The organism is Streptomyces sp. NPDC031100 (genome assembly GCF_055570785.1).
This window is the reverse complement of the sequence record NZ_JBVIGN010000011.1, coordinates 341,822-354,039: the sequence shown is the minus strand read 5'-3', so window position 1 is coordinate 354,039 and position 12,218 is coordinate 341,822. Positions and strand designations below refer to the sequence as shown.

Annotated in this window: 9 protein-coding genes; 5 read left to right on the top strand and 4 right to left on the bottom strand. The window is 71.0% G+C overall.

The annotated features are described in order from the left end of the window. Positions 1–1,236 (bottom strand): MMPL family transporter (locus tag ACZ5DS_RS30015; protein WP_468244603.1); only part of this gene is annotated, 1,236 nt, incomplete at its 3' end. A gap of 160 nt (positions 1,237–1,396) precedes the next feature. Between ACZ5DS_RS30015 and ACZ5DS_RS30010 the strand changes: the two genes are divergently transcribed. The 4 genes from ACZ5DS_RS30010 to ACZ5DS_RS29995 all read left to right on the top strand — a co-directional run bounded on the left by ACZ5DS_RS30010 (position 1,397) and on the right by ACZ5DS_RS29995 (position 5,790). Further along, positions 1,397–2,035, top strand: coding sequence for a TetR/AcrR family transcriptional regulator (locus ACZ5DS_RS30010; RefSeq protein WP_468244601.1), 639 nt, complete (start codon positions 1,397–1,399; stop codon positions 2,033–2,035). An 85-nt stretch (positions 2,036–2,120) separates the two neighbouring features. Then, positions 2,121–3,071 carry a PrsW family intramembrane metalloprotease gene (locus tag ACZ5DS_RS30005; protein ID WP_468244598.1) on the top strand — a complete coding sequence of 317 codons (951 nt, stop codon included), beginning with the start codon at positions 2,121–2,123 and terminating at the stop codon, positions 3,069–3,071. 74 nt (positions 3,072–3,145) lie between these two features. Continuing rightward, positions 3,146–3,385, top strand: a complete 240-nt coding sequence (locus ACZ5DS_RS30000) for a heavy-metal-associated domain-containing protein (RefSeq protein WP_468244596.1) — start codon at positions 3,146–3,148, stop codon at positions 3,383–3,385. A 122-nt stretch (positions 3,386–3,507) separates the two neighbouring features. Further along, entirely contained in the window at positions 3,508–5,790 is a 2,283-nt protein-coding gene (locus ACZ5DS_RS29995) for a heavy metal translocating P-type ATPase (protein WP_468244594.1), read from the top strand. A gap of 598 nt (positions 5,791–6,388) precedes the next feature. Here the strand turns inward: ACZ5DS_RS29995 and ACZ5DS_RS29990 are convergent. From ACZ5DS_RS29990 to ACZ5DS_RS29980, 3 genes are all read right to left on the bottom strand, one after another. Next, complete coding sequence (locus ACZ5DS_RS29990) at positions 6,389–7,678, bottom strand: citrate synthase (protein WP_468244591.1); 1,290 nt, start codon at positions 7,676–7,678, stop codon at positions 6,389–6,391. A 239-nt stretch (positions 7,679–7,917) separates the two neighbouring features. Continuing rightward, a complete protein-coding gene (gene recD2, locus ACZ5DS_RS29985) occupies positions 7,918–10,173 on the bottom strand; it encodes an SF1B family DNA helicase RecD2 (RefSeq protein WP_468244588.1) in 2,256 nt (751 codons plus the stop codon). A gap of 531 nt (positions 10,174–10,704) precedes the next feature. Then, the gene (locus ACZ5DS_RS29980) at positions 10,705–11,040 is read right to left on the bottom strand and encodes a hypothetical protein (RefSeq protein WP_468244586.1); all 336 of its coding nucleotides are present in this window, start codon (positions 11,038–11,040) and stop codon (positions 10,705–10,707) included. Positions 11,041–11,187: 147 nt separating this feature from the next. Here ACZ5DS_RS29980 and ACZ5DS_RS29975 point away from each other — a divergent pair, with 147 nt between their 5' ends. Further along, complete coding sequence (locus ACZ5DS_RS29975; RefSeq protein WP_468244583.1) at positions 11,188–12,090, top strand: ribokinase; 903 nt, start codon at positions 11,188–11,190, stop codon at positions 12,088–12,090. Positions 12,091–12,218: the final 128 nt, after the last annotated feature.

Sequence of the window (12,218 nt, the reverse complement as noted above, 5' to 3'; positions counted from 1 at the left end):
CCCCCCCCCCCCCCCCCCCCCCCCCCCCCCCCCCCCCCCCCCCCCCCCCCCCCCCCCCCCCCCCCCCCCCCCCCCCCCCCCCCCCCCCCCCCCGCGCCCCTCCGGCTCACTCGCGGCGGTGCCCTCGGCGCCGGACGTCTTCGGGTCGCGGCCCCGGCGGAAGAGGCGCCGCAGGTCGAGGGAGTTGACCCGGTGGCCGAGCAGGATCAGGGCCGCCGGGAGCAGGATCAGGGCGGCCGCGGCGGCGAGCAGGACCACGGCGATGCCGGCGTAGGCGAAGGACCGCAGGAAGTACTGCGGGAAGACCATCATGGCGGCCAGGGAGACCGCGACGGTGAGGGCGGAGAACAGGACCGTGCGGCCGGCCGTGCGCAGCGTCGTGCCGACGGCGGTCAACGGGTCGGCTCCGGTGGACAGTTCCTCGCGGTAGCGGCGGACGATGAACAGGGCGTAGTCGATGGCCAGGCCGAGGCCGAGGGCCGTGGTGAGGTTCAGCGCGAAGACCGAGACGTCGGTGAAGGACGTCAGGCCGCGCAGCACCGCGTTCGTGCCGAGGATGGCGACGATGCCGATGCCCAGCGGCAGCAGGGCCGCGATCGCGCTGCCGAAGACCATCACGAGCAGCACCAGGGTGATCGGCAGGGCGATCATCTCGGCACGGGTGAGGTCCTCCTTGATGATCGTCTGCATCTCGTGCCGCACCGCGACGATGCCGCCGATCTTCACCTGGACCGGTCCGTGCGTGCCCCGGTAGCGGGGCGCTATGCGGTCGAGGGTCTTGCCCATCGCGTTCTCGTCGCCGGTGATGCGGGCGGCTATCAGTGCCTCGTGGCCGTCCTCGGCGCGCAGGGAAGGCGACTTGGTCTGCCAGTAGGAGCCGATGCCGGTCACGCCCTGCTCGGTGGCCAGCCGCTCGGCCAGGCCGCGGGCCTCGGCGGCGACCGCCGGGTCGTCGACGGAGGCGCGGCCGGAGTCCACCAGGAGCAGCAGATTGGGCTGGGAGCCGGGGAACTCCCGCTCCAGCGCCTTGGTCGCGTACGTCGACTCGGCGGCCGGGTCTTCCCAGCCGCCGCTGCCCAGATGGTCCGCGACCCCGCTGCCGGCCACCACGGCGAGCGCGGTGAGCACCAGGGCCACCAGGAGCGACAGGCGCGGGCGTGCGGTGACGAAACCTGTCCAGCCGCGGGGTCGCGGCGGTCCGTCCCCCATGTGCGCCGCCTTGTTGACTTCGGTCATCGTGCGGTGTCCCCTTCACCCTGACCCATGTCTGTGCAGGCAGGCGGCATGGATCGGTCATTGCCATAAACTGGCAAACACGAGAGATCGCTCGCGTTTCTCCAGAATGCGAGCGGCCGCTCGCGTTTGTCAATCGCCTTCGAAGGGCTGGGGATAACTGGTGTCCGACACCTCGGAGAAGGAGCAGCCGCGCCGCCGCCAGGCACGCGGCGAACGCCGTATCGCGCAGCTCCTCGCAGCCGCCGCCCAGGTCTTCTGCACCACCGGCTACACCGCGGCGAGCACCAACGCCATCGCCCGCGAGGCGGGCGTCTCGCCCGGCACGCTCTACCAGTTCTTCCCGAACAAGGAAGCGATCGCGATCGAGCTGGGCGACCGGCTCATGCACGAGATGCGGGAGACGTACGGCGAGGCACTGGCCCCCGTCGACCCGGCCACTCCGCTGGAGGAGGCCATCGGCGCGGCCGTCGACCGGTTCATCGCCTTCAACACCGAGCACCCGGTCTTCTTCGCGCTGATGCACGGCCCGGACATCCCCGGCGGGATCGCCGAGGCGCACGACCAGCTGCACGCCACCCTGATCGGCCGCATCGAGGGCCTGCTCGCCTCCCTCCTGCCCGAGGCCTCCCCGGCCGACGTCACGCGCACGGCCCACGTCTGCCTCGGCATCTACAAGGCCGGCCTGGAGCTGATCCTCGCCCACGAGGGTGCCGAGCGGGCGGCCTACGCCCAGGAGGTCAAGGACGTCCTGATCCGCTACCTCGACCCCCTGGTGGGCGACCGGCTCGGCCGCACGTGACCCCACGGAGGTCCCTGGACTGCGACACAGGGTGCATCTGCCTAGAGTGCGGATAGATCGCCCAGCAGGAGCTCCAGGGGACCACGTGACCCACTCTCCGCAGCCCGGCATGCCCCGGGCCCGCATTCCCGGCCCGCAGCAGCCCCCACCGCCGTACCCGCGCATCGGCGCCGGCCTGTGGAAGCGCTGCCTGTGCGGCGGGCTCGCCCTGTGGGCGCTGACCGTACTGGCGACGTACGCGACACAGAACCGCACGCTGCTGCCGACCCTCATCCTGCTCGGCGGCTTCCTGGTCCCCGTCGTCTTCGTGCTGTGGGCGTACGAGCGGCACGGCCGGGACCTGGGCGTCAGCGCGATCCTCGGCTGCTTCCTGGCCGGCGGCACGCTCGGCGTGCTCGGCGCCTCGCTGACGGAGTCGTACCTGCTCCGCCCCTCCCTGGGGACGTTCACCCGCGTCGGTCTGATCGAGGAGGCGGCCGAGCTGGGCGCGCTGGTGTTCGCACTGCGCCGGCAGCCGGGCATCCGCGGCATGCGGGCCGGGCTGGTGCTCGGCGCGGCCGTCGGCTTCGGCTTCGCCGCCCTGGAGAGCTGCGGCTATACCTTCACCGCGACCGTGTCCGCCGACGCCATCGATGTGCGGGCGCTGCTGGAGACCGAGATCCCGCGCGGGGTGCTCGCACCCTTCGGCCACGGCCTGTGGACGGCGGCCGCGGGCGGCGCGTTGCTCTCGTACCGCCGTCCGAACGGGCACTTCCGGCTCGCCGCGCCGGTCGTCGGCGCGTACCTGGGCGTGTCGGTGCTGCACGCTCTGTGGGACGCCACGCACGGCATCGCGATCTGGCTCGTGGCCCGGCTGTCGGGCACCGGCTCGGCCCCGGGGCTGTTCGCGCAGGGGTTCATCCCGCGGCCCGGCGCCGTGCAGATGCACCTGTTCACGCTGTTCTCGGACGGCGGCCTGGTGCTCGTCGCCCTGATCGGCGTGGCCTGGATCCGGTCGCTGGCACACCGGACCCCCTCTTGGAGAAATACCCCCTAGGGGTATAGTGTGGCGAGCGTGGGGTTCCCTCGTGGACCCCATCGGCCCCACACGCCTCGACCGAGGAGTACGACATGACCACCCAGACCGACGCTTCGGGCTCCGTCACCACCGTCTACCAGGTGACCGGCATGAGCTGTGGCCACTGCGAGGGCTCCGTCTCCGGTGAGCTCTCCCAGATTCCCGGCGTGAGCTCGGTCAAGGCCGTCGCGTCGACCGGCGAGGTGACGGTCGTCTCCGCGGCTCCGCTGGACGACGAGGCCGTCCGCGCCGCCGTCGACGAGGCCGGCTTCGAGCTGGCCGGCAGGGCCTGAGAGCAGGCCCGAGCGACCGGGCCCGCCCCGGCCCGCGGGCCCCGAAACCCTTCCCCGACCGGGCCGTGCCGACCAGCTGATACCGGATCCGTACGGTCCGGTCCGATGTCTGGAGTCCGGACATGACCAGCACCACCACCGAGACCGCGAGCGAGATAGGCGCCACCTCCGAGGTCGAACTTCTCATCGGCGGGATGACCTGTGCCTCCTGCGCCGCCCGGGTGGAGAAGAAGCTCAACCGCATGGACGGCGTGAGCGCCACCGTGAACTACGCGACGGAGAAGGCGAAGGTCAGCTACGCCGAGGGTGTCCAGGTCGCCGACCTGATCGCGACCGTCGTGAAGACCGGCTACACCGCCGAGGAGCCCCCGCCGCCGCAGCCCGAGGCCGAGGCCGCGACCGAGGAGACCTCCGAGCCGGACCCGGAACTCGCCGCCCTCCGGCACCGCCTGCTCGTCTCCGTGCTGCTCGCCGCCCCCGTCGTCCTGCTCGCCATGATTCCCGCGCTGCAGTTCGACAACTGGCAGTGGCTCTCGCTCACGCTCGCCGCGCCGGTGGTCGTCTGGGGCGGCCTGCCCTTCCACCGGGCCGCCTGGACCAACGCGCGGCACGGCGCCGCCACCATGGACACGCTGGTCTCGGTCGGCACGCTGGCCGCGTTCGGCTGGTCGCTGTGGGCGCTGTTCTTCGGCGACGCGGGCATGCCGGGCATGCACGACGCGTTCCGGTTCACCGTCTCCCGCATGGACGGCGCCTCCACCATCTACCTCGAGGTCGCCGCCGGAGTCGTCGCGCTGATCCTGCTCGGCCGCTATCTGGAGGCCCGCTCCAAGCGGCGCGCGGGCGCGGCCCTGAAAGCGCTGATGGAGCTGGGCGCCAAGGACGTCGCGGTACTGCGGGACGGGCATGAGGTACGCGTCCCGGTGTCGGACCTGGCCGTCGGCGACCGGTTCGTCGTACGGCCCGGCGAGAAGATCGCCACCGACGGCACGGTCGTCGAGGGCGTGTCCGCGGTGGACGCGGCCATGCTGACCGGCGAGTCGGTGCCGGTGGACGTCGGCCCCGGCGACCAGGTCACCGGCGCCACGGTCAACGCGGGCGGCCGGCTGGTGGTCGAGGCGGCCCGGGTCGGCTCGGACACCCAGCTCGCCCGGATGGCGAAGCTGGTGGAGGACGCACAGAACGGCAAGGCCGAGGTGCAGCGGCTCGCCGACCGGATCTCCGCCGTCTTCGTCCCCGTCGTCATCCTCGTCGCACTCGGTACCTTCGGCGTCTGGCTGGCGGTCACCGGGGACACCTCCGCCGCGTTCACGGCCGTCACCGGGGACACCTCCGCCGCGTTCACGGCCGCCGTCGCCGTGCTGATCATCGCCTGCCCCTGCGCGCTCGGCCTCGCCACGCCGACCGCACTGATGGTCGGCACCGGCCGGGGCGCCCAGCTCGGCATCCTCATCAAGGGCCCCGAGGTGCTGGAGTCCACGCGGCGCGTCGACACCGTCGTCCTGGACAAGACCGGAACCGTCACCACCGGCCGGATGACCCTCCAGGAGGTGTACGTCGCCGACGGCGAGGACGAGCAGGAGGTGCTGCGGCTCGCCGGCGCCCTGGAGCACGCCTCCGAGCACCCCGTCGCCCGCGCGATCGCCGTCGGCGCCGAGGAGCGCACCGGCAGGCTCCCCGGGATCGAGCACTTCGAGAACGTCCCCGGGCGGGGCGTACGCGGCCGCGTGGAAGGCCGTGAGGTGGCCGTGGGACGGCTGTACGACGTGGTCCCGCAGGAGTTGGCCCGGGCGGGGCGCCAGGCCGAGCAGGAGGGCCGTACGGCCGTCACGGTCGGCTGGGACGGCAAGGCCCGCGGAATCCTCGCCGTCGCCGACGCGGTCAAGGCCTCCAGCGCCGAGGCGGTGCGCGAGCTGCGCGCGCTCGGGCTCACGCCGGTGCTGCTCACCGGGGACAACCGGACGGTCGCCGAGGCGGTGGCGCGGGCCGTCGGCATCGACGAGGTGATCGCCGAGGTACTCCCCGAGGAGAAGGTGGACGTCGTACGACGGCTGCAGGGCGAGGGTCGCGCCGTGGCGATGGTCGGCGACGGCGTCAACGACGCCGCCGCGCTCGCCACCGCCGATCTGGGCCTCGCCCTGGGCACCGGCACGGACGCGGCGATCGAGGCCGGCGATCTGACGCTGGTGCGCGGTGACCTCAGGGTGGCCGCGGACGCCATCCGGCTCTCCCGGCGCACCCTCGCCACCATCAAGGGCAACCTGGTGTGGGCCTTCGGCTACAACGTGGCCGCGCTGCCACTGGCCGCCGCGGGCCTGCTCAACCCGATGATCGCGGGCGCGGCGATGGCCTTCTCCTCGGTGTTCGTGGTGACCAACAGCCTGCGGCTGCGCAGCTTCCGCTGAAGCCGGTGGGGTTACCGGGGGTTCGCCCGAGGTGAAGTAAGAGCCCCTCTAGAGTCCTGCGCGAGCCTCACATAAGCTCTTCACAAGGCTCGCGCATCATCCTTACGCTTGGGTCCCGATCGCCGTATCGGGGCTCTTGCGCACCTAAGGGACATATGCAAGAGACGCAGATCACAGTGATGCGAACGTAACCATCGAAGGGGTTCGAAGGTCTAAGTTGGCGATGTCAGTCCAGCGTCTTGGGGGGCGCTGACTGGCATCTGGGGATGTCTTGGGGGACTTCCTCAGAGATGCGTTGCCGGGGCACGTACACCGGGGAGCTTTGAGCGGCCCTCCCAGCGTGCGTTGTCCCGGCAGATCGCACCGCATCACCGGAGCACGACGGGCTCTGCTCGTGGTGCTCAGACAGCGGTTCAGGCGCTGTCCTCTCCGAGCGCCCGGCCGGATCCCGTGGGGGGAATCCGTACCGGGACATGGGAAGGCGCCCTGGTCGTCGGCCCGTGGGGGGACTGGCGACTCAGGGCGCCTTCTGCTTTCTCGCTCAGGTCAGCACTGATTCAGGGCCCGCCGGGCAGGCAGGCCCTCGCACTCAGTGTGTTCAGCGCTGCTCGACGGGAACGAAGTCGCGCTCCACCACACCCGTGTAGATCTGGCGCGGGCGGCCGATGCGGGAGCCCGGCTCCTTGATCATCTCGTGCCACTGGGCGATCCAGCCCGGCAGGCGGCCGAGGGCGAACAGGACCGTGAACATCTCGGTCGGGAAGCCCATGGCGCGGTAGATCAGGCCGGTGTAGAAGTCGACGTTCGGGTAGAGGTTGCGCGAGACGAAGTAGTCGTCGGAGAGCGCGTGCTCCTCCAGCTTCAGCGCGATGTCCAGCAGCTCGTCGGACTTGCCGAGCGCCGAGAGGACGTCGTGCGCGGCGGCCTTGATGATCTTGGCGCGCGGGTCGAAGCTCTTGTAGACCCGGTGGCCGAAGCCCATCAGACGGACGCCGTCCTCCTTGTTCTTCACCTTGTTGATGAAGGAGTCGACGTCGCCGCCGCCCGCCTGGATGCCCTCCAGCATCTCCAGCACGGACTGGTTGGCGCCGCCGTGCAGCGGGCCCCACAGGGCGCTGATGCCGGCCGAGATCGACGCGAACATGTTGGCCTGCGAGGAGCCGACCAGGCGGACCGTGGAGGTCGAACAGTTCTGCTCGTGGTCGGCGTGCAGGATCAGCAGCTTGTCGAGCGCGGCGACGACGACCGGGTCCAGCTCGAACTCCTGCGCCGGCACCGAGAAGGTCATGCGCAGGAAGTTCTCGACGTAGCCGAGGTCGTTGCGCGGGTAGACGAACGGGTGGCCGATCGACTTCTTGTACGCGTACGCCGCGATCGTCGGAAGCTTGGCGAGCAGGCGGATCGTGGAGAGGTTGCGCTGGTTCTCGTCGAACGGGTTGTGGCTGTCCTGGTAGAAGGTGGACAGCGCCGAGACGACCGAGGACAGCATGGCCATCGGGTGGGCGTCGCGCGGGAAGCCCTTGTAGAAGTTCTTGACGTCCTCGTGCAGCAGGGTGTGCCGCGTGATCTCGTCCTTGAACGCGGCCAGCTCGTCGACGGTCGGCAGCTCACCGTTGATCAGCAGGTACGCCACCTCGAGGAAGGTGGAGCGCTCGGCCAGCTGCTCGATGGGGTAGCCGCGGTAGCGGAGGATGCCCGCCTCGCCGTCCAGGTAGGTGATGGCGGATTTATAGGCGGCCGTGTTGCCGTAACCGCTGTCCAGAGTCACCAGACCGGTCTGGGCGCGGAGCTTCCCGATGTCGAAGCCCTTGTCACCGACGGTGCTGTCGACCACCGGGTAGGTGTACTCGCCGTCGCCGTACCGCAGTACTACAGAGTTGTCGCTCACGTCTTCCCTCACCGACGTAGTGCCTCATCTTCGAGGTGCCCTGACTGTCTCTACCATCCCCCATTTGGCTCAGGAGAGTGCACTCGGGGTCGACCATTGGGCCTATTGGCGGCACTCAGTGCCGCCAACTTGCACATCCTGCCCCGTTTGACCGGCATCTGGAAGTGCTCTGTGACCTTTGCGACTCGTTTGATCGATCATTTTTTGTGATGCTGGTCTCCATCCCTGGTCAGGGGTGGTCAGCAGCCGCGAAGTCTGAAGTCCAGGGCCGTACAGCGCCGCCCCGCCGACACCGTGCGCACCGCCTGTCCGATCGCCTTGCGTGAACCGACGAGGACCACCAGCCGTTTCGCCCGTGTCACCGCCGTGTACAGCAGGTTCCGCTGGAGCATCATCCATGCGCTGGTGGTGACGGGGATCACGACGGCGGGATATTCACTCCCCTGCGAACGGTGGATCGTCACCGCGTACGCGTGTGCCAGTTCGTCCAGTTCGTCGAATTCGTACGGAACCTCCTCGTCCTCGTCCGTCAGCACCGTCAGGCGCTGGTCGACCGGATCGAGCGAGGTGACCACGCCCACGGTGCCGTTGAAGACTCCGTTCTTCCCCTTCTCGTAATTGTTGCGGATCTGCGTGACCTTGTCGCCGACGCGGAAGACGCGGCCGCCGAACCGCTTCTCCGGCAGGTCGGGGCGGCCGGGCGTGATGGCCTGCTGGAGCAGGCCGTTGAGGACTCCGGCGCCGGCCGGGCCGCGGTGCATGGGCGCGAGCACCTGGACGTCCCGGCGCGGGTCGAGCCCGAATTTGGCCGGAATCCGACGGGCGGCCACGTCCACGGTGAGCCGGCCGGCCTCCTCGGTGTCGTCCTCCACGAAGAGGAAGAAGTCCTTCATGCCGTCGGTGAGCGGATGCTGCCCGGCATTGATCCGGTGCGCGTTGGTGACCACGCCGGACTGCTGGGCCTGCCGGAAGACCCGGGTGAGCCGCACGGCCGGGATCGGGCCGCCCTCGGCCAGCAGGTCGCGCAGCACCTCCCCCGCGCCGACGCTGGGCAGCTGGTCCACGTCCCCGACGAACAGCAGATGGGCCCCCGGCGGCACCGCCTTCACCAGCTTGTTGGCGAGCAGCAGGTCCAGCATGGACGCCTCGTCCACGACCACCAGGTCGGCGTCCAGCGGGCGGTCCCGGTCGTAGGCCGCGTCGCCGCCGGGCTTCAGCTCCAGCAGCCGGTGGACCGTGGAGGCCTCGGCGCCGGTCAGCTCGGCGAGCCGCTTGGCGGCACGCCCGGTCGGAGCGGCGAGCAGCACCTTGGCGCGCCGGGCGCGGGCCAGCTCCACGATGGAGCGGACCGTGAAGGACTTGCCGCAGCCCGGGCCGCCGGTGAGCACCGCGACCTTCTCGGTCAGCGCGAGCCTCACGGCGGCCTCCTGCTCGGCGGCGAGGTCGGTGCCGGTGCGGGACTTCAGCCAGCCGAGCGCCTTGTCCCAGTTCACGTCCCGGAAGGCCGGCATCCGGTCCTCCTCCGTGCGCAGCAGGCGCAACAGCTGGGCGGAGAGGGAGAGTTCGGCGCGGTGGAAGGGCACGAGGTAGACGGCGGTGACGGGCTCCCCGTCACCCTCGGGTCCGGGCACCTTCTCGCGTACGACCCCGGGGTCCGCGCCGTCCTCCGGCGGCCCGGCCAGCTCGGCGAGGCACTCGATGACCAGCCCGGTGTCGACCTGGAGCAGCTTCACCGCGTCCGCGATCAGCCGCTCCTCGGGCAGGAAGCAGTGGCCCTGGTCGGCGGACTGCGACAGCGCGTACTGAAGGCCCGCCTTCACGCGCTCCGGGCTGTCGTGCGGGATGCCCACGGACTGGGCGATCTTGTCGGCGGTGAGGAAGCCGATGCCCCAGACGTCGGCGGCCAGCCGGTACGGCTCGTTCCTCACGACGGAGATGGACGCGTCGCCGTACTTCTTGTAGATCCGCACGGCGATGGACGTGGACACCTCGACGGTCTGGAGGAAGAGCATGACCTCCTTGATCGCCTTCTGCTCCTCCCAGGCGTCGGCGATCTTCTTGGTGCGCTTGGGACCGAGGCCCGGGACCTCGATGAGCCGCTTGGGCTCCTCCTCGATGATCGTCAGGGTGTCCAGGCCGAAGTGCCGGGTGATGCGGTCGGCGAAGACCGGGCCGATGCCCTTGACCAGGCCGGAGCCGAGGTAGCGGCGGATGCCCTGGACGGTGGCGGGCAGGACCGTCGTGTAGTTCTCGACATGGAATTGCTTTCCGTACTGTGGATGCGAGCCCCACCGGCCCTCCATGCGGAGGGATTCGCCGACCTGGGCGCCGAGCAGCGCGCCGACCACCGTGAGGAGGTCTCCGCCGCCTCTTCCGGTGTCGACCCGGGCGACCGTGTAGCCGTTCTCCTCGTTGGCGTACGTGATGCGCTCCAGCACGCCTTCGAGCACGGCGAGCCGCCGCTCGGTCGTGGGGTTCCCCTCCTGTCGAGCCATGATCCGACGGTACCGGTGGGGTGTGACAACGGGCAGACCGTATCGGACGCGGCGGAGGCGTTCGCTACAGCAAGGCGACCTCGCGAGGCCACGCGGCGTACTACCGCTCCGGCTGGAAGAGCGGAAACATCAAGGAGGGAACCCCGATCACCGTCTCGGTCTGCGCCGTGCAGGGCGAGAAGGAGCAGTGCGGTTCCGCTTACGGCCTGGCGTAGCCAGGCCTTCTTCTTTTCAGGCACACACCTGGGGGACATTCCTGCGACTTCGTCCACGAATGGGACACGTACGACTCCCGGACGCACGAGTTCTGCATCGACAACTTCGTGGCCGGCGACAACAAGAAGGCCGAGCTCTACTTCACGGGGCCGTGCACGGGCGCCCCCTGGATCCACATGGACGACTAGGCGGAGGTCCGCCACCGGGGGGGGGGGGGGGGGGCCCCCCCCCCCCCTCTACCCCCCCCCCCCCCCCCCCCCCCCCCCCCCCCCCCCCCCCCCCCCCCCCCCCCCCCCTGCCGTTCCCGCTCCGGGGTCAGGCAGGCTGCAACACGCAGGTGCCGACCACGTAACCGGTGACACCGTTCTTCGTGACCTTGACCCACCGCGTGCTGGTGATGCCGCACGCGGTGTACGACCCGCCGTAGTACATCTGGCAGGGCGACGAGGCCGTCTGCCCCTTGTTGAGCTGGCCGAGGGCTGTGGTGCCGGTGCTCGTCCCGGACCGTATGATCACGGTCTCCAGGGCCTTTGCCGTGCAACTCGCCGCGGCCGCGTCGGTCTGGGCGACTGCGGGGCTGCCGGCGACGAGCGTGGTCCCGACCAGGGCGGCGGCCGCCACGGACGCACCGAGGATCCGGCGTGCGTGCATATCTGATCCCTCCCTTTGTGATTGGCGCGGGCATGTCACCCACTGCGCCAAGGGCAGCCTAGATCCCGTCGGCCGGCCTGCTCGGCCGGTGACGGTCGGCACCAAGGACGACCTGGCCGGCTTCAGCGGATGACGGGAGTTCATGCCATGTACGACTACGACCTCCTGGTCGTGGGTTCGGCCAACGCCGACCTGGTGATCGGCGTCGAGCGGCGGCCGGCCGCCGGAGAGACCGTGCTCGGCGGCGACCTGGCCGTCCACCCGGGCGGCAAGGGCGCCAACCAGGCGGTCGCGGCCGCCCGGCTCGGAGCCCGTACGGCCCTGCTGGCCCGGGTCGGCGACGACGCGCACGGCCGGCTGCTCCTCGACGCGCAGCGGGCGGCCGGGGTGGACGCGGTGGGGGTGCTGGTGGGCGGGGCGCCGACGGGCGTGGCGCTGATCACGGTGGACCCCTCCGGGGACAACAGCATCGTGGTGTCGCCGGGGGCCAACGCCCGGCTCACGCCCGCGGACGTCCGGGCCGCCGTCAGCCTCTTCCTCGCCTCCCGGGTGGTGTCGGCGCAGCTGGAGATCCCGCTGGAGACGGTCGTGGAGGTCGTACGGAACCTGCCCCCGGACAGTCGCTTCGTGCTGAACCCGTCGCCGCCGCGCCCGCTGCCCCCGGAGGTGCTGGCCGCCTGTGACCCGCTGATCGTGAACGAGCACGAGGCGCGGGTGCTCCTCGGCGATGCGTGCGTGAGCGAGGATCCGGCGGACTGGGCGCGGCTGTTGCTGGCCGAGGGCCCGCGCTCGGTGGTGGTGACGCTCGGCGCGGAGGGGGCGCTGGTGTGCGACGCGTCCGGAGTGGCCCGGGTGCCGTCGGTGACGGTGGACGCGGTGGACACGACGGGTGCGGGCGACGCGTTCACAGCGGCGCTGGCCTGGAAGCTGGGCACGGGTTCTCCCCTGCCCGAGGCGGCGGCCTACGCGGCCCGCGTCGGCGCGGCGGCGGTGACGAAGAGGGGCGCGCAGGAGTCGTATCCGACGGCGGAAGAGGCCGAAGCCCTGTGAGGAAGAAGCGAGGGGGGGGGGGGGGGGGGGGGGGGGGGGGGGGGGGGGACCCCCCCCCCCCCCCCCACGCCCGTCGGGGGGGTGGAGCGCTCGAACAAGCGTCCCCCCCACCTCTCCTTCCCTCCCCC